Below are 24,149 nucleotides of genomic sequence, written 5' to 3' on the forward strand. Positions count from 1 at the left end.
CGGGTGATCCTTGAATGAAAATAACCACTACTGCACTGCCTGGCGTGTTAATTATCGAACCAAAAGCATTTGGCGATGCTCGCGGCTTCTTTCTTGAAACCTTTCAAAGCGAGCGTTATGCCCGAGCAGGTATTACTCAGCCTTTCGTGCAAGACAATCACTCTCGCTCACAACGCGGTGTTCTGCGTGGCCTGCATTTACAACGCAGCCGTCCGCAAGGCAAATTAGTCAGCGTCAGCCGCGGCGCGGTCTTTGACGTCGCGGTAGATATCAATCCGCAATCGGCCACCTTCGGTGAACATGTCGGAATTGAACTAAATGACGATAACCACCTGCAACTGTGGATACCACCGGGTTATGCTCACGGCTTTTGCGTACTCAGTGACGTGGCTGACTTCCAATATAAATGCACAGATTTTTATGATCCAACCGATGAGACAGGTCTGATCTGGAATGATCCCGATGTCAATATCGCTTGGCCTTTGCATTCCCCCTTACTGTCAGCCAAAGATCAACAATTGCCGCGCCTGCGCGAAATAAAATAAAAAACCGACACTCAGGTCGGTTTTTTATAGGTCTGTTATGCCAAGCTCACGCACCAGCGGACTTGGCATACAGCATCGTTATTACGCGTACGGGTGACGCAATACGATGGTTTCATTACGGTCAGGACCGGTTGAAACGATATCAATCGGCGTGCCAATTAATTCTTCAATGCGCTTAACATACGCACGAGCATTGGCTGGCAACTGCTCAAGGGTCGTCGCACCAATCGTTGATTCGCTCCAGCCGGGCATGTCTTCATAGACAGGCACTAAGCCAACATAGCTGTCAGCATCAGTTGGTGCTTCAATTTCAACACCTTCGGCGTTTTTGTAAGCCACACAGATTTTAACTGTCTCTAAACCGTCCAAAACGTCGAGTTTAGTTAAGCAAATACCTGAGATGCTGTTGATTTCTGAAGTGCGACGCAAAATCACCGCATCAAACCAACCACAACGACGCGCACGGCCTGTGGTTGAACCGAACTCATGACCTTTCTCAGCCAAGTACGCACCGGTTTCATCAAACAATTCAGTTGGGAACGGACCTGAACCAACACGCGTGGTGTAGGCCTTGGTAATACCCAAGATGTAATCCAAGTACAGCGGACCAAAACCTGAACCGGTTGCCGTACCGCCAGCAGTGGTACTGGAGCTGGTGACGTACGGGTAGGTACCGTGATCAATATCCAACAATGAACCTTGTGCGCCTTCAAACATAATGCGTGCACCTTGCTTACGCAGGGTGTGCAGACGTGCAGTCACGTCAGTCATCAAAGGCTTAAGGATTTCAGCATAGCTGAGTGCCTCATCCAAAGTTGTCTGGTAATCCACGGGCTCAACTTTGTAGAAATGCTCCAGCATAAAGTTATGCTGTTCTAATACTTCACGCAGCTTTACCGCAAAGCGCTCAGCATTAAATAAGTCACCAATACGCAAACCACGACGAGCAACTTTATCTTCGTAGGCTGGACCGATACCACGTCCAGTCGTACCAATTTTACCTTCGTTACGTGATGCTTCACGCGCTTGATCCAAAGCAACATGGTAAGGAAGAATCAAGGTGCAGGCTGGGCTGATGCGTAAACGCTCACGTACCGGCACGCCCTTTTCTTCCAGCTTAATGATTTCGCGCATCAGTGCATCCGGTGCAACCACTACGCCGTTACCGATCAAGCACTCTACGTTTGCACGTAAAATACCCGATGGAATCAGATGCAGGACAGTTTTTTCACCATCAATCACTAAGGTGTGACCGGCATTATGGCCACCTTGGAAGCGGACAACAGCAGCAGCTTGATCGGTCAATAAATCAACGATTTTGCCTTTGCCCTCGTCACCCCATTGAGTGCCTAAAACGACAACATTCTTACCCATAACCCTTGCCCTCTTCACGCAAATAGGAGGTCGGTATGACCGACGAAACGTGGCCGCAAGTGCGGCGTAAACTTATAGCGGTTGAACCTGCCAACCTGAAGAATTCTGTACTAACTGACGATCACAATGCGCTTGAGCAGCAGCGCTAACACTCTGACCTGGCAGAGCTTGGACAACACGCTGACCATCATTGCGTAAATCACAAATCGCCTGCCACAAATCTGCTTGCGCACCGGCAGGTGCCCAGACGCCACCGCCTAAGACGACGGGCGCGCGCTGACCTAGATTAACCAAGGTTTTTAAATCGGTAGAGAATCCTGTTGCCGGACGCGCACGGCCAAAAACCGCACCAATGTCATCATAACGTCCACCTTGCGCGATGGACTGACCGACGCTCGGCACAAACGCCGCAAATACCACACCCGTATGGTAATGGTAGCCACGCAACTCACCCAAATCGAAATAGAATGGTAAGTGCGGGTAACGCAACATTAGCGCATCAGCAATCACAATCAGCTGATCCAGCGCGGCTAAGACACCACTCGGCGCTGCCGCTAAAACTATTTTGGCCTGATCTAGCACTTCACGACCACCGCACAGATGGCTGAGCTCATTGAGCATGGTCGCTAAATCTTTAGGCAGCTGCTCGGTCAGAGCGGCCACTTCATCCACTGCTTTGCGTTGTAGCGCATCAAAAACCTGTGCTTCCAACTCAGTTGATAACTCTGCTGCACGGGCTAAGCCACGGTACACACCAACATGGCCTAAATCCATATGGATATCAGCAATTTCGGCTTGTTCAAGGGTGGCCAGCATTAAACTGATCACTTCAATATCAGCCGCAGGACTGGCATCGCCGTACAACTCAGCACCCAGCTGAATTGGGCTACGCGAGCGCGATAAAGAACGCGGGCGCGCGTGTACAACGCTACCGGCATAACACAGACGTGATGGGCCTTCGCGGCGCAAACTGTGTGCGTCCATACGTGCGACTTGTGGAGTAATATCCGCACGAAAGCCCATTAAATGACCTGATTGCGGATCGGTAACTTTAAAAGTACGCAGATCGAGCTTTTGGCCCGCGCCGGTTAATAACGACTCAAGAAACTCGATATGTGGCGTGACTACAAACTCGTAGCCCCATGCCTCAAACATATCCAGTACCTGTCGACGGGATGCTTCAATCTGCGCCGCTTGCGGCGGCAGTACTTCTTCGATGCCATCTGGCAGCAGCCAGCGGTCTACCGTTGCCATTGCGCCTTCCTCATTATAAATACAGTTGCCTGTTGGGCATTTTACATGGCCACAGGCGCAAAAAAGCCGGGAGTTCCCCGGCTGCCGCATGATACCACAGATTATTCTGTGCATGCCCCTAGCTTTTCCATACAGCATGTCGAGCCGAGCCTTTACAAGGCCTAAACGGCGCACGCTACGACAAAGGTAGCGCGCGCCAACTCAACCCACTTAAGGTTTTGCTTGTTCCATATACTTAAAAAACTCGTGATCAGGTGATAACACCATGATATCGCTTTTATCAGCAAAGCTTTCACGGTACGCCATTAAGCTACGGTGAAACGCATAGAACTCTTGGTCTGCGCCGTACGCTTTAGCATAAATCGCCGTCGCTAACGCATCACCATCACCTCGAATCTCTTCAGCTTCGCGGTAGGCTTCAGCCAATAAAACCCGACGTTGACGATCAGCATCGGCTCGAATCCCTTCTGCCAACTCTTTACCTTTAGCTCGGTGTTCACGCGCTTCACGCGCCCGCTCAGAGCTCATACGCTCAAACACACTGAGGTTAACTTCTTTCGGCAAGTCGATAGATTTAACCCGCACATCGATCACTTCAATGCCTAGTTCTTTACGTGCCATACGATCTAAAGACGTCGTAATATCAGCCATTAACTCATCACGCTGACCACTCACCACTTCATGCAAAGTACGCTTACCAAACTGGTCACGCAAACCGGCTTCGAGACGGCGCGCTAAACGCTCATCAGCAACCTGTTTAATACCTGAAGTTGCGGTGTAGTAACGGTCAGCATCAGCCACACGCCACTTAGCAAAGGCATCCACCATCACCGCTTTCTTCTCGAGAGTTAGAAAACGTTGAGTCGGCGCATCCAGAGTTAATAAGCGCGCATCAAAGGTACGCACTTGGTTGACGTAAGGTATTTTCACATGCAGACCCGGCTGCACATTCGCTTGCTCTACCTTTCCGAATTGCAACAGTACCGCGCGCTCTGTTTGCTGAACAATATAGAAACTGTTCCAAGCAACCAAGCCCAATACTGCAGCTATAATTAAAACAAATGTCGATTTATTGCTCATTAACGGCTACCTCTGGCACGTAAGTCACGAGACAGCGCATCGCCACCTAAACGCACACTGCTTTCAATAGAGCTGCTATCGCTCTCTGCAGTGCCGGACAATTTCTGTGATGTTGCAGTGCGCCCTTCTAGCATTTTATCCAGTGGCAAATACAGCATACTGTTTTGGCCTTTATCACTGCTTAACAATACTTTACTGGTGCTACTGAACACCTCTTGCATCGTCTCGATATACAAGCGCTGACGAGTCACTTCAGGCGCTTTACGGTATTCAGTGACGAGTTTAGTAAAGCGATCAGCCTCACCCTCAGCACGTGAAACAGTTTCATCACGGTAACCATTCGCTTCTTCACGTAGACGCTGGGCTTGACCACGCGCTTCTGGAACGACGCCATTAGCATAGGTTTCTGCTTGGTTCTTTTCACGCTGTTCATCTTCACGGGCACGAATCACATCATCAAAGGATTCTTGCACTTCACGTGGTGCTTGCGCGTTCTGCACGTTCACCTGCGTCACGGTAATACCGGTACGATACGTGTCTAAAAAACGTTGTAAACGTTCTTTAACATCAACCGCTAATACTTCACGACCCTCGGTCAGCACTTGGTCCATTGCTGTAGAACCTACAACGTGGCGCAAGGCACTCTCGGTGGCATGCTGTAAGCTCATTTCAGGACTATCAACATTGAGTACAAAATCTTGTAAATTATTGATTTTATACTGCACGGTCAATGGCACTTCGATGATATTTTCATCTTCAGTCAGCATCGGCCCTTGACGTGTATAAGCACGCTCACGGGTGACGTTTTGCTCGTACTTACGATCCATTGGCGGGAAATAAATATTCAAACCCGGACCCACGGTCTCGTGATACTTACCTAGACGCAAAATCACTGCTTGCTCTTGCTCATCAAGCGAATAAACCGCGGTGTACAGCCACATTGCAGCTAAAGCAGCCAAAACCACTGCTACGAGGCCAAAACCACCACCAGAGCCAGTCGCTCCCGGTTTTTTCTTTCCGCCAAACAAGCTACTTAGATTGTCCTGCAGTTTACGGAGGGCTTCATCAAGATCAGGCGGTCCTTGTTTTTTGCCACCGCGTTTGCGGTCGCCCCAAGGATCCTGATTATTTGAGTTACCACCCGGCTCATTCCAGGCCATAGTGTTCTCCATCTATTTGAAAGGCAAAATGCACATCAACGTGCACTATATTATATTTAATCAACGCAGCAAGTGCAGTGTTAGCTGCTTAACTTGCTACGATCAATCCTCAGTATACTGTGCAAAAAAGTCAGCAGCGGTTATTCCTTCATGACTTAACAGCTTATCCAACTCTATTTTCGCCACACGCAGTTTTAGCACGCTCGAACCGTCTTCAGTATGGCTTTCTTGCTGCACAGCATTTAAATCAAATAATTTACCACGTAGCCGACTCTGCTGTTGATCGAGACGCACTGTAGCAATATATATTTCTTCTTCCAACAGCTCAGCAATCGCTTGTTGCAGCAAGGCGATGCCCTGTTGCTTAGCAGCTGAGATCCAAACTCGTACCGGCTTACCTTGCTCATCACGCTGAATATGCGGCTCAACATTATCAAGCAAGTCGATTTTGTTGTAGACCTCCAGCATCGGCACATCATCCGCTTCAATGTCTTGTAAGACAGTATGCACTTGTTTGATTTGCTCATCACGCTCCGGCGATTGCGCATCAATCACATGCAATAATAAATCTGCGTTAACCGACTCTTCCAATGTTGCACGAAAGGCCTCAACCAGTTTATGTGGCAAGTGCCGAATAAAGCCGACCGTATCAGCCAGTGTTACTGCACCTAACTTCGGTATTTCAACACGTCGAACCGTTGGGTCCAATGTCGCAAACAACTGATCAGCAGCAAACACCTTCGACTCAGTCAGAAAATTAAACAGCGTAGACTTGCCCGTATTGGTATAGCCCACTAGCGACACGCCCGGTATTTCTGCACGCTGACGACTGCGACGCGCTAATTGCCGTTGATTGCGCACTTTTACCAGACGGTTTTTAATTTGCTTAACCCGTACACGCAATAAACGACGGTCTGATTCAAGCTGAGTTTCACCCGGCCCGCGCAAACCAATACCGCCCAACTGACCACTTAGATCAGCGCGGCTACCCACCAGACGGCTCGCGATGTGTTCCAACTGAGCCAGCTCAACCTGCAACTTACCTTCATAGGTTTGTGCACGCTGGGCGAAAATATCCAGAATCAAACCGACACGATCCAACACGCGACATTCTAGAGCACGCTCTAGGTTACGCTCTTGGCTAGGGGTCAGAGTGTGATTAAAAATAACTAAGTCGGCGTGTTCAGCAGCCACCAACTGACGCAGCTCTTCAACTTTGCCGGAGCCAATTAAAAAACGCGCGTTGGGTTGATGCAGAGAGACATTAACAAAGCTGGCAATGACAGCTCCGGCTGACACTGCAAGCTCTTGAAACTCATAAGGATCTTCTCGCACATCAGGTTCGCGGCCGTCTAAATGCACAAGAATGGCGCGCTCACCCGGATGTTCATTGATCAAAATATGCTCCAACTAGTCATCACCCAAATCAGCATTGCTGTCATCATCACTCGGCAAGCGTACTGGACGACCTGGTACGACTGTTGAGATAGCATGCTTATAAACCATTTGGCTGACAGTATTCTTCAGCAAGATAACAAACTGATCAAAAGATTCAATTTGCCCTTGCAGCTTAATACCGTTGACCAAGTAGATTGATACGGGTACGCGTTCTTTACGCAAGAGGTTTAAGTAAGGGTCTTGTAGCGTGTGCCCTTTTGACATGTGGTGTACTCCAATTCAATAAAATAAAAATTTGCTCTGTGTCTGTACACAGGCAAATAAAAAACTTCAGTTATTTCAATATGGTGAGCTGTTCTAACTTTTTCAAGGTGTGTGACAGCGTGTCACACGCTAAACTGTCCAGCCATTCAACATCTGCCCAACTGCGCAACCAAGTAAACTGCCGCTTAGCAAGCTGACGCGTGGCAATAATGCCGCGCTCAATCATCTCATCGTACGAGTAGTCTCCTTGCAAGTACGCCCACGCTTGTCGATAACCGACCGCTCGTATTGAGGGCAAATCTGCATGTAAATCACCGCGTTGCCACAACCCTTCGACCTCAGCCATAAAACCTTGTTCCAACATCAAATGAAATCGTTGGGCAATACGCTGATGTAAAATACTGCGCTGCTGCGGTGCAATAGCAAATGTCGCAACATTATACGGTAAATGACTGTTGTTAGATGCTTGTTTTTGTAACGCTTGATGTGCGCGCAGTTCAGTCATACTTTGTCCACTGACCCGCCACACCTCTAAGGCTCGCATAATGCGTTGCGGATCATTGGGATGGATGCGCTGTGCTGACACCGGATCAACACTCTGCAACTCAGCGTGCAATGCAGCCCAGCCGTGCGCAGCTGCTTGCTGCTCAAGCACTTCTCGAACCCTAGCATCGGCAGCTGGCATTGAGGCTAAACCATCAATGAGCGCCTTGTAATACAACATGGTACCACCCACCAGCAAGGGAATACGTCCACGTGCAGTAATGTCGGCCATAGCAACCAGCGCATCATCACGAAACTGCGCTGCCGAATAACTCTGCGCAGGATCGAGAATATCCACGAGATGGTGCGGGTAAGTGTGTAAAATATCAGCACTGGGTTTGGCACTACCAATATCCATCCCACGATAAATCAGTGCCGAGTCGACACTGATAATTTCACAAGGCAACTGATGCACTAACTGCAGCGCTAAATCAGTTTTCCCGGACGCTGTCGGACCCATTAAAAAAATGGCCGGCGGCAAGTTGTTTATCAAAATAACCCCCTTACTCACCTAAGCCAACCACCCGAGACACCGTTTGTCGCGGGTGATGGCTGTAGACCAGCAGAGCAAAAAAAAGCTTAGTAAGCTAATAATTGTCCAATAGCGGGGTCATTAAAGACTCGCTGCAGCGCTTCACTCAGCACTTGACTGACCAAGTCTGTATTGGCTTGCTCATTCGGCGCGCTTGCATACCCCTGATTTAGGGTTGCGGCGTAACGACCACTGTAGTGACGCGTGCCATTTCTTGCTTCGAGCTTGTAGACCGCTTGTAATTGTGCTTCTTTCGCGAGGGGATTTTTTTCTGTGGAGCGGTAACTGAGCTCAGTCAGCGTTAAAGTAATTTGCGCATTACCCGCGCCTTGAGCCATCGGCGTAAAGCCCATCATACGCACTGCAGCATCGGTTTCTGCTTGTAAGCGCGGCAAGAATGCTGGCCCGCTAACACTGATGGCGCTGCTCTGCGCATATAAACCGCCACGTGTACCAATCACCGGCGAAGGCCGTGCATCATTGACCGTGACCGTGACCGGCTGACCCTGCCCGACTTTTACCAATTGTCCAGTAAAGCGGGGTTCTGGCTTTAAATACTGTGGACTCAGACCACAACCGGCTAAAACCCCAGTCAAAATAACTGCAGCACCGACTAAGACATAACGCAACATAATTGAGATCCTTTAAAAATATCTGAACAGGTTCAAGTTTAACCAAGCGCTGCACACTTGCACAGCACCAAGCACAAGTCTCTAAAATACCTCATTTACACCTATAGAATTGCGACTAGATTAGGGTTCGACTGTATTTTTCAATTCCTTTCGACTAAAGAAATTTAACGTGAATGATCGTTTTTTCTAATTTCATCGTTATAATTGTCAACCAACTATGTACGGCAACCTCTAATTGACGCTTTAACCTGCACTTTTGCAGCGTTTATTTTTAAAGCCAAGAGGTTGCTAAGTGCTCCATTTAATGACGCACAGACCCACGATGAATGATGATCAATGCTCTTTTTGTAGCGATGTAGCATTCATGCAAAACCTGTTCTGGCGCCTGCGGCAAAAGCATTTTTAAGATCCGCTACTCCAAAAGATGGCGGGAAACTGTGTTTCACAACTTCACAAGAGTGTGGCAAGCAATGAATAGTTTGGCGTTTACAGTTCCATGCACCAACAGCCCCCCTTCTTGCAGTGGTTAAAGCATTGGCTATTTCACAATAATCTAACCCTGACCTTGGCTGACTACAGTCGTACTGTACAGCTCAAAAGCTGCATTTTGGAGACACACTGATGGCACAAGATAATCAAGCACACTTGGATGTATTGCTGGTGGGAGCCGGTATTATGAGCTCAACTTTAGCAGTCATGCTAAAAGAGCTGGATCCAAGCCTTCGCTTAGAAATTGTTGAGCAAATGGAAGGTGGAGCGATGGAAAGCTCCAACCCATGGAATAACGCAGGCACCGGTCACGCCGGCCTCTGTGAACTCAACTACACTCCGCAAGCAGCTGATGGCTCTATTGATATTAAGAAAGCTATTAATATCAATGCGATGTTTGAAGAGTCCAAGCAATTCTGGGCTCACCTCATCGAAACAGGTACCTTTGGCAACCCTGAAACTTTTATTCATTCGGTCCCACACCTAAGCTTTGTTGAAGGTAAAGCGAATGTGGACTTTTTGAAAAAACGAGCTGAGCTATTAAAAGCTCACCATGCCTTTGCCGACATGGAGTTCACTACAGATAAAAGTGTCATGGCGCAGTGGTTGCCCTTGATGATGGCGGCACGTAAAGATGATGAAGAAATTGCGGTTACCCATATCAGTAACGGTACCGACGTTAACTTTGGCGCACTGACCTGTGAATTGCTGACTTATTTAGACCAGCAGGACAACAGCACCCTGAGCTACAAGCATAAGGTGGTCGGACTTGAGCGCTGTGCACAAGGCTGGAAAGTCACGATCAAAAACCTAGTGAATGGCCAACGTCGCACAGTCACCACTAAGTTTGTGTTCTTAGGTGCCGGCGGTGCCGCTCTGCCATTGCTGCAAAAATCAGGTATTCCTGAAGGCAAAGGGTACGGTGGTTTCCCAGTCAGCGGTCAATGGTTGCGTTGCGATAACCCTAAAGTTGTTGAACAGCATCAAGCCAAAGTGTACAGCTTGGCAGCGGTAGGTTCGCCGCCAATGTCAGTTCCACACTTAGATACCCGCGTGATTGATGGCAAAAAATCGTTGCTATTTGGACCTTACGCAGGCTTTACCACTAAGTTCTTAAAGTACGGTTCATTTCTTGATTTACCCTTATCCGTGCGTTTTAGCAATATCTGGCCAATGATGGCAGTCGGTCGCGACAATATGGATCTGACTCGCTACTTGGTGAGCGAAGTAATGCAGTCCATGGAGCAACGCTTAGACTCTTTACGTCGTTTCTACCCGCAATTGGATCCTGCCGATTGGAAACTAGAAATTGCCGGCCAACGTGTACAGATCATCAAGAAAAACGCAGAGAAAGGCGGTGTTTTGCAGTTCGGTACTGAACTGGTTAGCTCTGCTGACGGTTCATTAGCGGCATTACTCGGCGCATCACCTGGTGCCTCAGTGACCGTATCAATCATGCTTGACTTGCTTAAACGCTGCTTCCCAGAGCAAAGCGCCTCTGCTGAGTGGAAAGAAAAACTTTCTGCTATTTTCCCAGCACCATTGAAAGAGCTGGAAACCAATGCAGAACTGTATCGCAGTACGCAAGACCGCTCCGACACGTTATTAAAGTTACGTTAAAACAAAAAATGCCCGCTCACTCAGCGGGCATTTTTTATTGATCCAGCACCTTAAGCGCTTAATTTGACTACACCATCAGTCTCTAAAGTTATCAAACTGCAGCGGTAAACCCAGATCTTGACTGCGTAGCAAAGCAATGGCTTCTTGCAAATCATCACGTTTCTTACCGGTAATACGCACTTGCTCACCTTGGATCGAGGCCTGCACTTTAAGCTTAGCATCCTTGACCGCAGCGACAATTTTCTTCGCGAGCTCTTTATCGATGCCTTCGCGCAACACTATCTCTTGCTTCACGACCTTACCTGACCCGTAAGCGTCTTTGTACTCCAAACACTGCACGTCAATTTTACGTTTGACCAGTGACATTTTTATAATCTCAATCAACTGCTCGAGCATAAAATCAGCCTCGGCGGTTAAGGTCACGGTTTTATCTTTAAACTCTATACTGGCCTTACCGCGCAAGTCATAACGACGCTCAAGCTCTTTGCCTGCGTTATCCATGGCATTGGTCAATTCATGAGCATCAAGCTCTGAAACAACATCAAATGAGGGCATTGTTATCCTCCAAAATTATTCTAGATTGAAATAAAAAATATTTTAATTGCTACTGCAGGTCAGAGCGCTTGCCATTGCCCTAGACGACTCGGTATAAAGAGCCACATTACCTCAAGGTTCCGATGCTTTTATGAGCCATAATTAAGCCATGTCAAACTCGCACCTCAATATCATCACGGCAGATGATGCCAAGCGTTTAAGTCGCATGATAAATCCTCTACAGCAGCCTGCTGATTATACAGAGATACACCTTAGCAGCCGTGCAGTAATAGCGTCATGATCTGGCATATCCTCGGCGCGGGTAGTTTAGGCTGCTTATGGGCCGCGCGTTTAGCCGCTCAACAGCATACTGTACAGTTAATTTTACGCAATACCGAAACCATAGCCGGTTATCAGCAAGCGCCTGGCGTCGGCCTCAGCGATGCACAACATCAGCACACGGTCTATTATCCTGTCAGCGCACAATTAGCCGATGATCCGCAACCGATTAAGCATCTGCTCTTGGCGTGCAAAGCCTATGACGCAGAAGCTGCAATTGCCCAAGTTACGCAACGTCTCAACAGCGACAGCTTAGTCATTCTGCTGCAAAACGGTTTAGGCAGTCAGCAAGCGGTGCAAAAGCGCTTACCAAACACACGCTGCATTGCCGCCTCCAGCACCGAGGGTGCTTATCTAGCTGCGCCGTTTCACAGTGTCCTTGCTGGGCAAGGACAAGTTATCCTCGGCGACTTAGACACTAACGCACGACCCCAGCCACAACAGCTGCTAGAGACATGTAACGCGGCAGGGATTCCTTGTCTATGGTCAGCAGATATCGCCACTCAACTGTGGCGTAAATTAGCGATCAACTGTGCAATTAACCCACTGACGGTCATTTATAACTGTTTAAATGGTGAGCTACGCAATTATCCAGAGCTGATCAATACGCTATGCGATGAGTTACACTCTCTGTTATGTGGCGCAGGGCAATCTGAGGCAGCGCAGGCATTGCAAGAACACGTTTGGGCAGTGATTGATAAAACAGCAGCCAATTCGTCATCCATGCGTCAAGATGTACTCAATCAGCGCCGCACTGAAATCAGCTATATCATCGGCTTTGCATGCACGCAAAGCCGTGCGCTGAGCTGTCACACACCAACCTTGCATGCACTGCATACGCAGTTACAAGACGCTTTACTGGCGCAAGGACTACCAACCGTTTAAATAACCTGTTCACGGAGACTGCACATGGGCTATAGACTTAGTAAAATTTACACACGTACCGGTGATGATGGACAAACGGGCTTAGCCGATGGCCGCCGCGTCAATAAAAGCCACCCACGGATTGAAGCCATTGGTGCTTTAGATGAGTTCAATAGCCAGCTGGGCTTATTATTAGCTGACCTGCAAGAGCAACTCAAAACCACTCCTGCCTTACAGATTATTATTGATGTTCTAGCACCCTGCCAACACCGTGTATTTGATTTAGGTGGCGAGTTGGCCATGCCCGAGTATCAAGCGTTGCAAGCGGTTGAAATCGCTCGAATTGAACAAACCATTGATGCTTGGAATGTACAGGTTGGCTCGCTAAAAGATTTCATTTTACCGGGCGGCTCTCGCTTAATTGCACAAACGCATATCTGTCGTGGTAGTGCACGCAACGCCGAGCGACGCTGCCAAGCATTGCACAGCGGCGAAGCTTTACGCCCAGAAGTGCTCGCCTATATTAACCGAATATCTGATCTGCTGTTTGTTGCAGCACGTTTGATTGCCCAGTACCAAGGCTGTGCTGAAATTCTCTGGCAAGCAGCAGAAAAGCCGCTATGACGCCAGCGGCCAAAAACCACGAATAGCTGCCACACCCTGGCCGCCAATAGCCTGTGCTTTATCAGTATCCTGTTCGGTTAAACCACCGAGCAGGAAGACTGGTGCATTAAATTCGAGCAGTAACGCTTGCGCAGCATCCCAACCCAAGATTGGCGCACCAGGATGTGTCTGCGTCGGCAACACCGGTGACAAAGTGACAAAGTCGACCTGTAACGCACTGGCCAGTTTTAATTCCTCGGCACTATGACACGACGCTGCTAACCAGCGGCCGTCTGCCAGAGGCCGTTGTTGCCCAGCCAGTTCACGCAATTGTTGTGCGGTTAGATGCCAACCGGCATCAGGAAAATCTGCCTGCCAAGTCAAATCACCTTTAAGCATCAACTGCGCACGCCTAGCACACAGCATCTGTAACCGCTGCGCAAGGCTTTTGTACTCACTCTCGGATAGGTGCGAGGCGCGCAACTGCAACAACTGACAGCCTGCTGCTAACGCCTGCTCAGCGCCGACATACAATTGCTCAGCGCCCAGCTGCTCTGGGGTAATCAAATACTGCTGCGGCAATTGTGCCGCACTCACAATGGTACGATTAGCCGCGGGAAACTGGTAAGCAGATAGAGCTTTAGGCGTAACCCACCGTACTTCTTGTCCTTCAGCACCATGTGCTTGCCCAGTAAAACTGAGCACCTCATAGACATCCAGCAGCACATGCAAATCAGGATAATTATGACGCACTTGTATCAGCGGTCGAGGATTATCAATGACAATCCCCAACTCCTCATGCAGTTCACGTGCTAAGGCTTGTGGCGGACTTTCACCGACTTCACACTTGCCGCCAGGAAACTCCCACAAACCACCCATATGCTTATCTTTAGGGCGTAGCGCCAGCAGAATTTCGTCTTGAGCATTGCGAATCACCGCAGCCACCACATGTACACGCTTAGTCATCGACAGTCACCTAGCAACACCTGCTTCTATAGCCATAATCTTATGAGCGATATTCAGCATTAATGCGCACATACTCATGAGACAAGTCAGTGGTCCAGATGGTTTCAGCGCAACCGCCACGTTCCAACTCAATACGAATTAAAATTTCCGCTTGCTGCATCACCGCAGCGCCCTGCTCTTCGGTGTAACTGGCAGCACGACCACCTCGAGCAACAATACAAACATCATCTAAATACACATTGACTTGTTCAGTGTCTAAATTTTTAACCCCAGCATAACCAATTGCCGCGACAATTCGTCCCCAGTTCGGGTCAGAAGCAAATAACGCAGTTTTAATCAACGGTGAGTGAGCAACAGCATAGGCGACATCAAGACATTCTTGCTGATTCGCTCCACCCTGCACTTGCACCGTGACAAATTTAGTGGCGCCTTCACCGTCGCGCACAATCGCTTGTGCTAATTGCATGGCGACCTGATGAATGGCATCACGCAAGGCTTCGTACAGCGCACCCGTTGCTGCAGTAATCGGCGCCAGCGCAGCTTGTCCGGTAGCGACCAAGATGCAAGAATCGTTGGTTGAAGTATCGCCATCAATAGTGATGCGATTAAAAGATTTATTGGCCGCATCATGCAAAATATTTTGCAAAATATCCTGACTGACTGCCGCATCTGTTGCGATATAACCCAGCATGGTCGCCATATTCGGACGAATCATGCCGGCACCTTTACTGATACCCGTTACGGTTAAAGTCACACCCTCGTGCTGAAATTGCACACTCGCGCCCTTGGGTAGAGTGTCGGTGGTCATAATACCTTCACCGGCCAATGCCCAGTTATCTTCAGCTAAGTCAGCCAGCGCTGCGGGTAAAGCCGCAACAATTTTATCGACGGGTAACGGCTCGCCAATCACGCCCGTTGAAAAAGGTAGAACCTGCTCAACAGGACACTTAAGCAAAGCAGCTAGTTGCTGACAAACAGCATTGGCTGCTTGCAAGCCTAGCTCACCAGTGGCGGCATTGGCGTTGCCGGTATTAACCACCAAGTAACGCGGTGAAGACTGCATGCGCTGCTTGCAGAGCACCACAGGTGCCGCGCAAAAGGCATTCTGCGTGTAAATACCCGCAACTGTACTGCCCGGCGCACAGCGCATCAGCACAACATCGCGACGGCCTGGCTTTTTGATACCGGCACTAGCAATACCTAATTCAAAACCTGCTACTGGGTGCATTACTGGTAAATCACCTAAGCCAACCGCCATAATAATTCTCCCGCCAATCAAATGCGCTACGCGCGAAAAGAAACGCCGCACACAGATTTTTTCTGGTACGGCGTAAAGCTAAAACTAGCAACCACTCTAAAACTTCAAAGCAGCCTTAAAACATTAACTGATACGTCCACAGCAATGTTTGTATTTTTTACCTGAACCACAGGTGCACGACTCATTACGACCAATTTTAGGTTCGTTACGTACTTGTGCAACGGCAACCGGTTCAGCGATTGCAGCATCCTCTTCAGCGCCGTCAAAACTTGCTGCGTCCTCATGCTGGAACTGCATACGTTCAGCCATCGCTTGCGCTTGTTGGCGCAAACGTGCTTCCTCTTCCTCTGGATCTTCTTGGCGAATCTGCACATTTGACAGCACACGAATCGAATCGCGCTTAATCGAGTCAAGTAAATCACGGAACAAGTTAAAGGATTCACGTTTGTATTCTTGCTTAGGATTCTTTTGCGCATAGCCACGTAAGTGAATACCGTGACGTAAGTGATCCATCGCTGATAAATGCTCTTTCCACAAATCATCCAACACGCGCAGAATAATTTGCTTCTCAAAAGCACGTAAGCCTTCAGCACCAACCATGTGTTCTTTTTCAGTATAGGCTGCAGTGACTTGCTGATAAATGCGCTCACGCAGCGTGTCTTCATATAAGGAATCATCAGCATCGAGCCACTGCTGAATAGGCAACTGCGTGCCAAAACCTTCAACGATCGCTTGCTCGAGTTCAGCAATATTCCATTGTTCAGGTAATGACTGTGGCGGAATAAACTGTTCAATAGTGCTGCTTAATACTTCATGTCTAAACTCAGCCACGACATCACCGACATCAGTCGATGACAGCAACGTATTACGCATATGATAGATCACTTTACGCTGTTCATTAGCAACGTCATCGTACTCAAGCAATTGCTTACGCATATCAAAGTTACGACCTTCAACTTTGCGTTGCGCTTTTTCAATAGCATTACTGACCATGCGATGCTCAATCGCTTCGCCTTCTTTCATACCGAGCGCTTTCATAAAGTTTTTCACACGATCTGAAGCAAAGATACGCATCAGATTGTCTTCAAGCGACAAGTAAAAACGGGTCGAACCTGGGTCACCTTGACGACCGGAACGGCCACGCAACTGGTTATCAATTCGGCGTGACTCATGACGCTCAGTAGCAATCACGTGCAAACCACCGGCTTCAATCACCTGCTGATGGCGTTTTTGCCAAGCGGTTTTCAATGCTGCGACATGCTCTTCATCGGGATTTTCGAGCGCAGCCACTTCTGCTTCCCAACTGCCGCCTAAAACAATATCCGTACCCCGTCCAGCCATGTTGGTCGCGATGGTGACCGCACCAGGACGTCCAGCTTGCGCAATAATATCGGCTTCTAAATCGTGATGCTTAGCGTTCAGTACTTTATGTTCAATACCTTCAGCTTTAAGCACCTCAGAAATATGCTCGGAACTATCAATCGATGCCGTACCAACCAATACCGGACGACCTTGTTCTTGACACTCACGGATATCAGTAATAATTGCTAAGTATTTTTCTGGCTGAGTTAAGAACACCAAGTCATTAAAATCTTTACGCGCGACCGGACGATGAGTTGGAATAACCGTCACATCCAAACCGTAAATTTGACGGAATTCAAAAGCTTCAGTGTCTGCCGTACCGGTCATCCCGGACAGCTTTTCATACAGCCGGAAGTAGTTCTGAAAGGTGGTAGAGGCCATAGTCTGGCTCTCAGGTTGGATATGCACACCTTCTTTGGCTTCGATAGCTTGGTGCAGACCTTCAGACAAGCGTCGTCCTTGCATGGTACGACCGGTGTGCTCATCCACCAGCACCACTTGCCCATCTTGCACAATATACTCAACGTTACGATTAAATAAGGTATGCGCACGTAAACCAGCGTTAACGTGCGTCAGTAGGCTCAGATTGCTGGAAGAATACAGCGATTCGTTTTCGGCCAACAAACCCAGCTCAGTCAGTTTTTCTTCAATGTATTGGTGACCTGCTTCATTGAGCTCCACCTGACGCATTTTTTCATCAATGGTGTAATGCCCTTCTTCCAGCACTTCACCTTCTTCATCTTCCAACTGACGCTTTAGCGTTGGAATAATTAGATTGATTTTCTTATACAGCTCAGAGCTGTCTTCAGCTTGTCCGGAGATGATTAAAGGCGTGCGCGCCTCATCAATTAAGATGGAGTCCACTTCATCGATCACGGCAAAATGCAGTTCGCGTTGGAATTTTTCTTCAACACTAAACGCCATATTGTCGCGTAAATAGTCAAAACCAAACTCGTTATTGGTACCGTAGGTAATATCACAAGCATAAGCAGCGCGCTTGTCTTCTGGATCTTGAAAGGGTACTACAACGCCCACAGACAAGCCTAAGAACTCATACAGTGGACGCATCCAATTGGCATCACGGCGAGCAAGGTAGTCGTTGACTGTGACCACATGCACACCTTTAGCGGGCAAGGCGTTTAGATACACCGCCAGAGTTGCCACCAAAGTTTTACCTTCACCGGTACGCATTTCAGCAATTTTGCCTTCATGCAAGGTTTGCCCACCGATCAACTGCACATCAAAGTGACGCATACCCATCACGCGCTTGCCGGATTCACGAACGACAGCAAAGGCTTCTGGTAGGAGTTTGTTTAAGCTTTCACCACCCGCCAAACGCTCGCGAAACTCATTGGTTTTAGCTTGTAACTGCTCATCCGATAGAGCCACCATTTGTTCTTCAAACGCATTAACGGCACTCACCGTTTTGTACATACGCTTGACATCACGGTCGTTTTTACTACCAAGAAGTTTTCTGAATAAAGGCGCAAACATAATTAATAACGCTTCCATTTTTGGGGGGGTGAAGGCGCGTAAGACATACAGTACTCACCCGCACAAAAAGTTCATTCTACCCGTATTTGCTGCTGAATAAAGCAACCTTAGTCGACAACTTTGCTTACAGGCGCTCTAAATCTAAGCTGCTGCGCATAGCCACCCGTTTATTGTGGGCTATACTATTTAAGTAACATTGTACTGCACTGCGTATATTTCAAGCATATTTTGGCAAAAACTATACACCTATCGCTCAGGCTATTCGTTTTTTGTGAGGTGATCGATGAGCTACCGTCCCATTAAAGCGCAAAACAGCAACAATGTACTGCTTAAAAGTGTATCTCTGCAGCGTTTAATAGCGCGTGCGCAATCCGTTGACCACTTGCAACAATTACTCAACCAATACTTACAGCCAGCGGCACGCGAGCATTGTATTTTGGCAAGCTATCAAGCAGGGACACTGACTCTAATTGTCACCAATGGGCACTGGGCGACTCGTTTACGCTACCAGCAAAAACGCTTACTGGAACAACTGCAAGGTATAGCAGAATTCAACGAGATATCACGTATTCAGTTTAAAGTTCGTCCGCCGATGCAGTCAGAGCAGCCAGCAACACGGAGCATTGCACTGTCTGAGCAAGCAGGCCAAGCCATTCAGGCCAGCGCAGATGCTACTCGCGACCCAGCACTGCGTGAAGCCCTAGAACGTTTAGCTCAGCATGCTAAAAAATCATAACAGCAGTTTTACAATCCCTTCACCGCATAAATGCCGGCGGCATTGCGCCAGTAGCCTTTATAATCCATCCCATAACCAAAGATATAGCGATCTTCACAATACAGTCCAACAAAGTCGGCTTTTAAATTAGGACTGGCTTTACGATCATGTTTTTTGTCCATTAGCACTGCGCTATGCACTTTAGTGGCGCCGGAACGCTTACAAAAATCCATAATGGCTGACAACGTATGCCCTTCATCAAGAATATCATCAATGATCAGCACTTCTCGATCCATAAAAGAGACTTCTGGCTTAGCTTTCCAAAACAGCTCACCACCACTGGTTTCATTGCGATAACGGCTGGCGTGCAAGTAAGACTGCTCGAGCGGAAAGGTTAACTTGGTCAGTAATTTCCCAGAAAAAATCAAGCCGCCATTCATCACACAAAATACCACAGGGTTACTCGCAAACAACTGCTGATTGATCTGCAGTGCGACCCGATCGATCGCTGCTTCAACCTCCTCGCTAGTGAATAAAATATCGGCTTCAGCCATTATTTGCTGGATATGTTCAAGATTAGCAGGCATCACAAGACTCATCGTTAAAAACTCAAGACGCAAAAGGTACTGCTACAGGCGCGTGAGGGCAAGTAGTGATCGCAAACAAAGTGCCGCTTTAGCTTGATTTCGTTTAATCTAGGCGCCTACTTTCTAGCTTTTGGAGTTTTTCATGTCCGCCCATGAAATCCGTCACCCTCTGATTCGTCACAAACTCGGTTTAATGCGTCGCGCTGATGTCAGCACGAAAAATTTCCGCGAATTAGCCCAAGAAATTGGCACATTACTCACCTACGAAGCAACCAAAGACTTGCCCTTAGAAACCTACGCGGTTGATGGTTGGAGTGGCGTGGTTGAAGTTGAAAAAATTGCTGGCAAGAAAATCACCGTAGTGCCTATTCTACGCGCAGGTATCGGTATGCTCGAAGGGGTATTAAGTCTGATCCCCAGCGCCAAAGTCAGTGCAGTCGGTGTGGTGCGTAACGAAACCACCCTTGAAGCACAGACCTATTTAGAAAAACTTGCACCCGATATGCCGTCACGTTTGTCATTGATTATTGATCCAATGCTGGCTACTGGTAACTCGATGATTGCCACCATCAACCTATTGAAAAAAGCCGGCTGCAAAGAAATTCGCGCCATGGTGTTAGTCGCCGCGCCAGAAGGCATTAAAGCAGTTAACGATGCGCACCCTGATGTCGATATTTATACCGCAGCGATTGATCAAGGCTTAGACAGCAACAGCTATATTGTGCCGGGCCTCGGCGATGCGGGCGATAAGATTTTCGGCACCAAGCAAAAGGAGAGCTGATTAATGCTGTCTCATCCTCCTGAACCCGCTTGGCGACAGGCGCTAGCCGGCGCACAAATGTTATTTGTCGCCTTTGGTGCGCTGGTCCTGATGCCGCTGATTACTGGGATGGATCCCAACGTCGCCCTGTTTACCGCAGGCTTGGGCACTTTGGTGTTCCAACTGGTCACTAAACGCCAAGTACCGGTGTTTGTTGCCTCAAGCTTTGCTTTTATTGCTCCGATTCTTTACGCAAAAACCAATTTTGGCTTGCCTGCAGTACTCGGTGCGATTATGGCCTCGGGCATGGTGTATGTGTTGCTCAGTGCAGCGGTACGCCTGAAAGGTACTGGTTTTATTGACAAGCTATTGCCACCCGTAGTGATTGCTCCAGTCATTATGTGCATCGGTCTGGCGTTATCACCGGTAGCGGTGAATATGGCCATGGGTAAATCAGGTGATGGTGCGACGCAGTTAATTGCCTATCCAACGGCGATGATCATCTCGATGTCGGCGTTAGTCACCACACTTGCGGTCGCCACCTTAGGTCGTGGTTTATTTCGTCTGGTACCGATTCTGGCAGGGATTACTGTCGGCTGCACGTTGTCGGTAATCCTCGGCGAAGTCAACCTTGATGCAATTGCTCTGGCCCCGTGGTTTGCTCTGCCTGCGTTTGTCGCACCCGAGTTTCACCTCGGTGCTATTTTATTTATGCTGCCAGTCGCTTTAGCGCCCGCCATTGAACATATTGGCGGTGTGATTGCGATTGGTAGTGTGACGGGGCAGAACTATATTAAACAGCCAGGGCTGCATCGCACCTTACTGGGTGACGGCCTTGCCACCACTACCGCAGGGATGCTTGGCGGCCCCCCCAATACCACTTACGCTGAGGTGACCGGCGCAGTGATGCTGACCAAAAACTACAACCCAGTGATTATGACGTGGGCCGCAGTATTCGCTATTCTCTTAGCCTTTATCGGTAAGTTTGGTACCGCCCTGCAAAGTATTCCCGTACCGGTAATGGGTGGAATTTTGTGTTTGTTGTTTGGTTCGATTGCGGTAGTGGGCTTAAATACCTTAATCCGTAACCAAGTCGACTTGTCCGAAGCACGCAATCTAATTATTGTCTCGGTCACTTTGGTGTTTGGTATTGGTGGCATGAGCATTGGCAGCGGTGATTTTACGCTTTCGGGTATTTCATTATGCGCAGTGATTGCCTTGCTGCTGAATGTGATTTTGCCTGGCAATAAAGGCTGGAAAACAAAATTACCTGAAGAAGATGAAGCGTCAACACCGCAGTACTCGATCAAGAAAGATTAACAGCAGCACTAGAGTAAAAAGCCCTGTATAAACCAGGGCTTTTTACCTTTCTACAGGATCATTTTAGCTGCGTTGATGCGGTGTTAAATAAGCGACAGTATGACCTCGCCTGGCTTCACTGTCCTGTAACTCCATCCGCGCAATGCTACGTAAATGCACCTCATCTGGGCCATCTGCAAAACGTAAGCAACGGCCACCAATCCACAAGTCAGCCAATGGCGTATCTGGGGTTAAGCCCATTGCCCCAAACACTTGTATCGCGCGATCAACCACTTGCGTGTGCATGGTTGGAATCACCGCTTTAATCATCGCAATTTCTTTACGTGCGGCACGCGCGCCGACGGCATCGATCATCCATGCCGTTTTTAATACCAGCAAACGTGCTTGCTCAATTTCCATCCGCGAGCGCGCAATCCATTCCGATACGCTGCCATGCTGGTGTAAGTAACGGCCAAAGGTTTTACGCTCTTGTGAACGTTCCACCATCAGCTCTAGCGCCAGTTCTGCCATACCAATCGAACGCATGCAGTGGTGTACACGACCCGGCCCTAAACGCGCCTGCGCCATGATAAAACCATCGCCTTCGCTACCCAGTAAGTGGCTGACTGGCACCCGCACATCACGTAGAACCAACTCACAGTGGCCTTCAGGAGCAATATGGTTCATCACCGGAATATTGCGCTCAACCACGACACCCGGTGTATCCATTGGCACAATAATCATACTTTGTTGGCGCTTAGCATCACCATCAGGATCGGTTTTACCCATCACGATCAGTAGCTTGCAATTAGGGTGCGAGGCATTGGTAATAAACCATTTGCGCCCATTAATCACATACTCATCACCTTCACGACGGATCAAGGTTTGAATATTACTTGCATCCGATGACCCTACATCCGGTTCAGTCATGGCAAAGGCCGAACGTATCTTGCCGTCCAACAAAGGGTTAAGCCACTGCTCACGCTGCTCTGGGGTTGCAAACATATGCAGCAACTCCATGTTGCCGGTGTCTGGCGCATTACAGTTAAACACTTCCGAGGCCCAGCTGACGCGGCCCATAATTTCTGCCAGAGGTGCATATTCAATATTGCTCAAACCGTTGCCCGGCTCATCGTCCCGCAACGACGGTAAAAACAAATTCCATAAACCTTCAGAGCGAGCTAAGGCTTTAAGGTCGTCCATAAAGGAGACTGGATAAATACCTGCAGCCACTTCTTGCTGCCAAGCGCCAATGCGCGGCACAACATGCTGATCCATAAAACTGCGTAGCTGCTCGCGTAAAGCTTGGGTTTTTGCGCTATAAGAAAAGTCCATGCGATCCTCCAAAAGTGCCGGTGTGCTCAGGCGTTATAGAGAGATTAGGGGAGCTGTACGTTAAGCTGAAGCTTTATTGATTTAAATGAAGTGGCATCATCATTAATAATGATAGGCAGAGAGTTCTGATCATTTTACCAGCAATAAAAAGACAAAAAAAACCACCCATAAAGGGTGGTTTAAGACGTTTACACTTAGCCTATACCGCCGCCGCAGGGCGCATATAGGAAATAGGAGCTAAACTCGAGTCCTCAAAAGTCACCACTTCCCAAGCATCTGGTTGCTCAAGTAAGGTTCTTAACAATAAGTTATTCAGGCCATGTCCAGACTTGTAGCCACGGAACTCACCAATCAAACTTTTGCCGAGCAAATATAAATCGCCAATCGCGTCGAGAATTTTGTGTTTAACAAATTCATCTTCGTAACGTAAACCGTCTTCATTAAGCACTGAGTTTTCATCAACCACAATCGCATTGTCAACGCTGCCACCTAAGGCTAGATTATGTGTGCGTAAAAACTCTATATCTCGCATAAAGCCAAAGGTGCGTGCACGACTGACTTCTTTAACAAAGGAGGTACTGGAAAAATCGACACTCGCTTTTTGCGTACGACCGGCAAACACAGGGTGGTCGAACTCAATTTCAAAGCCTACTTTAAAACCTTCAAAAGGCACAAAAGTAGCGCGCTTTTCTCCATCTTCAACCGTTACTTCCCGCAAAATCCTGATGAATTTTTTAGGTGCATCTTGCTCTTCTAATCCTGCGGACTGAATCAAGAATACAAAAGGTCCTGCGCTGCCATCCATAATTGGCACTTCAGGAGCCGAAAGCTCAACATAAGCGTTATCAATTCCCAAGCCAGCCATGGCAGATAACAGGTGCTCAACCGTATCAACTTTAACCCCGCCTTTAACCAGCGTAGTTGACATGGTGGTTTCACCCACATTTTTTGCTAAAGCAGGTATTTCCACCGCAGGATCTAAATCCATACGGCGAAACACAATACCTGTGTCCACTGATGCCGGGCGCAAAGTCAGGTAAACTTTCTCGCCTGAGTGCAAACCGATACCAGTGGCACGGATAATATTTTTCAAGGTGCGTTGTCTAATCATGACTTAGGCCGCTGCTATACTGGTTGCGAAT

22 protein-coding genes are annotated in these 24,149 nt (G+C 48.3%); 7 read left to right on the forward strand and 15 right to left on the reverse strand.

Features of this window, described 5'->3' with window-relative positions; all coding sequences use genetic code 11:
• Positions 1-14: 14 nt before the first annotated feature.
• On the forward strand, positions 15-545 hold the full coding sequence (gene rfbC, locus JYJ62_RS04800; RefSeq protein WP_205341063.1) for a dTDP-4-dehydrorhamnose 3,5-epimerase: 531 nt from the start codon (positions 15-17) through the stop codon (positions 543-545).
• A gap of 81 nt (positions 546-626) precedes the next feature.
• Here the strand turns inward: rfbC and JYJ62_RS04805 are convergent, their stop codons facing one another.
• The 8 genes from JYJ62_RS04805 to JYJ62_RS04840 all read right to left on the reverse strand — a co-directional run bounded on the left by JYJ62_RS04805 (position 627) and on the right by JYJ62_RS04840 (position 8,782).
• Positions 627-1,919 (reverse strand): adenylosuccinate synthase, encoded by a 1,293-nt coding sequence (locus JYJ62_RS04805; protein WP_205341064.1) that lies wholly within the window; start codon positions 1,917-1,919, stop codon positions 627-629.
• A 72-nt stretch (positions 1,920-1,991) separates the two neighbouring features.
• A complete protein-coding gene (locus tag JYJ62_RS04810; RefSeq protein WP_205341065.1) occupies positions 1,992-3,173 on the reverse strand; it encodes an ATP phosphoribosyltransferase regulatory subunit in 1,182 nt (393 codons plus the stop codon).
• 210 nt (positions 3,174-3,383) lie between these two features.
• Positions 3,384-4,253, reverse strand: a complete 870-nt coding sequence (hflC, locus tag JYJ62_RS04815) for a protease modulator HflC (RefSeq protein WP_205341066.1) — start codon at positions 4,251-4,253, stop codon at positions 3,384-3,386.
• Positions 4,253-5,413, reverse strand: coding sequence for an FtsH protease activity modulator HflK (gene hflK, locus JYJ62_RS04820; RefSeq protein WP_205341067.1), 1,161 nt, complete (start codon positions 5,411-5,413; stop codon positions 4,253-4,255). The genes hflC and hflK overlap by 1 nt, the downstream gene beginning before the upstream one ends.
• Before the next feature lie 102 nt (positions 5,414-5,515).
• On the reverse strand, positions 5,516-6,811 hold the full coding sequence (gene hflX / locus JYJ62_RS04825) for a ribosome rescue GTPase HflX (RefSeq protein ID WP_232365716.1): 1,296 nt from the start codon (positions 6,809-6,811) through the stop codon (positions 5,516-5,518).
• 12 nt (positions 6,812-6,823) lie between these two features.
• Entirely contained in the window at positions 6,824-7,075 is a 252-nt protein-coding gene (hfq, locus tag JYJ62_RS04830; protein ID WP_205341068.1) for an RNA chaperone Hfq, read from the reverse strand.
• Positions 7,076-7,145: 70 nt separating this feature from the next.
• Entirely contained in the window at positions 7,146-8,108 is a 963-nt protein-coding gene (gene miaA, locus JYJ62_RS04835) for a tRNA (adenosine(37)-N6)-dimethylallyltransferase MiaA (protein ID WP_205341320.1), read from the reverse strand.
• 89 nt (positions 8,109-8,197) lie between these two features.
• Positions 8,198-8,782, reverse strand: coding sequence for a YajG family lipoprotein (locus JYJ62_RS04840; protein WP_205341069.1), 585 nt, complete (start codon positions 8,780-8,782; stop codon positions 8,198-8,200).
• 621 nt (positions 8,783-9,403) lie between these two features.
• Here JYJ62_RS04840 and mqo point away from each other — a divergent pair.
• On the forward strand, positions 9,404-10,891 hold the full coding sequence (gene mqo, locus JYJ62_RS04845) for a malate dehydrogenase (quinone) (protein ID WP_205341070.1): 1,488 nt from the start codon (positions 9,404-9,406) through the stop codon (positions 10,889-10,891).
• A gap of 75 nt (positions 10,892-10,966) precedes the next feature.
• Here the strand turns inward: mqo and JYJ62_RS04850 are convergent, their stop codons facing one another.
• On the reverse strand, positions 10,967-11,446 hold the full coding sequence (locus tag JYJ62_RS04850) for a YajQ family cyclic di-GMP-binding protein (RefSeq protein ID WP_205341071.1): 480 nt from the start codon (positions 11,444-11,446) through the stop codon (positions 10,967-10,969).
• A gap of 276 nt (positions 11,447-11,722) precedes the next feature.
• Here JYJ62_RS04850 and JYJ62_RS04855 point away from each other — a divergent pair, with 276 nt between their 5' ends.
• Together JYJ62_RS04855 and JYJ62_RS04860 are read left to right on the forward strand one after the other, a co-directional pair.
• Positions 11,723-12,649: a putative 2-dehydropantoate 2-reductase gene (locus JYJ62_RS04855; protein ID WP_205341072.1), complete on the forward strand. Its 927-nt coding sequence runs from the start codon at positions 11,723-11,725 to the stop codon at positions 12,647-12,649.
• 24 nt (positions 12,650-12,673) lie between these two features.
• Entirely contained in the window at positions 12,674-13,252 is a 579-nt protein-coding gene (locus JYJ62_RS04860; RefSeq protein WP_205341073.1) for a cob(I)yrinic acid a,c-diamide adenosyltransferase, read from the forward strand.
• On the opposite strand, the gene JYJ62_RS04865 is transcribed toward JYJ62_RS04860, so the two are convergent.
• The 3 genes from JYJ62_RS04865 to secA all read right to left on the reverse strand — a co-directional run bounded on the left by JYJ62_RS04865 (position 13,247) and on the right by secA (position 18,311).
• Complete coding sequence (locus tag JYJ62_RS04865) at positions 13,247-14,197, reverse strand: Nudix family hydrolase (RefSeq protein ID WP_205341074.1); 951 nt, start codon at positions 14,195-14,197, stop codon at positions 13,247-13,249. The two genes, JYJ62_RS04860 and JYJ62_RS04865, sit on opposite strands and share 6 nt — an antisense overlap.
• Before the next feature lie 40 nt (positions 14,198-14,237).
• Positions 14,238-15,455, reverse strand: coding sequence for a bifunctional glutamate N-acetyltransferase/amino-acid acetyltransferase ArgJ (gene argJ / locus JYJ62_RS04870; RefSeq protein ID WP_205341075.1), 1,218 nt, complete (start codon positions 15,453-15,455; stop codon positions 14,238-14,240).
• A 123-nt stretch (positions 15,456-15,578) separates the two neighbouring features.
• Positions 15,579-18,311 (reverse strand): preprotein translocase subunit SecA, encoded by a 2,733-nt coding sequence (gene secA, locus JYJ62_RS04875; RefSeq protein WP_205341076.1) that lies wholly within the window; start codon positions 18,309-18,311, stop codon positions 15,579-15,581.
• A gap of 283 nt (positions 18,312-18,594) precedes the next feature.
• Between secA and JYJ62_RS04880 the strand changes: the two genes are divergently transcribed.
• Positions 18,595-19,047, forward strand: coding sequence for a DUF721 domain-containing protein (locus JYJ62_RS04880; protein ID WP_205341077.1), 453 nt, complete (start codon positions 18,595-18,597; stop codon positions 19,045-19,047).
• Positions 19,048-19,055: 8 nt separating this feature from the next.
• Here the strand turns inward: JYJ62_RS04880 and JYJ62_RS04885 are convergent, their stop codons facing one another.
• Positions 19,056-19,613 carry a hypoxanthine-guanine phosphoribosyltransferase gene (locus JYJ62_RS04885; protein WP_205341078.1) on the reverse strand — a complete coding sequence of 186 codons (558 nt, stop codon included), beginning with the start codon at positions 19,611-19,613 and terminating at the stop codon, positions 19,056-19,058.
• A 142-nt stretch (positions 19,614-19,755) separates the two neighbouring features.
• Here JYJ62_RS04885 and upp point away from each other — a divergent pair, with 142 nt between their 5' ends.
• Complete coding sequence (gene upp, locus JYJ62_RS04890; protein WP_205341079.1) at positions 19,756-20,394, forward strand: uracil phosphoribosyltransferase; 639 nt, start codon at positions 19,756-19,758, stop codon at positions 20,392-20,394.
• Positions 20,395-20,400: 6 nt separating this feature from the next.
• Positions 20,401-21,693, forward strand: a complete 1,293-nt coding sequence (locus JYJ62_RS04895) for a uracil-xanthine permease family protein (RefSeq protein ID WP_205341321.1) — start codon at positions 20,401-20,403, stop codon at positions 21,691-21,693.
• Between the two features lie 63 nt (positions 21,694-21,756).
• On the opposite strand, the gene JYJ62_RS04900 is transcribed toward JYJ62_RS04895, so the two are convergent.
• Positions 21,757-23,007 (reverse strand): acyl-CoA dehydrogenase family protein, encoded by a 1,251-nt coding sequence (locus JYJ62_RS04900; protein WP_205341080.1) that lies wholly within the window; start codon positions 23,005-23,007, stop codon positions 21,757-21,759.
• Between the two features lie 199 nt (positions 23,008-23,206).
• On the reverse strand, positions 23,207-24,118 hold the full coding sequence (gene lpxC, locus JYJ62_RS04905) for a UDP-3-O-acyl-N-acetylglucosamine deacetylase (protein WP_205341081.1): 912 nt from the start codon (positions 24,116-24,118) through the stop codon (positions 23,207-23,209).
• Between the last annotated feature and the right edge of the window lie 31 nt (positions 24,119-24,149).

This window comes from Denitrificimonas caeni (assembly GCF_905120345.1).
Lineage (GTDB): Bacteria > Pseudomonadota > Gammaproteobacteria > Pseudomonadales > Pseudomonadaceae > Denitrificimonas > Denitrificimonas caeni_A.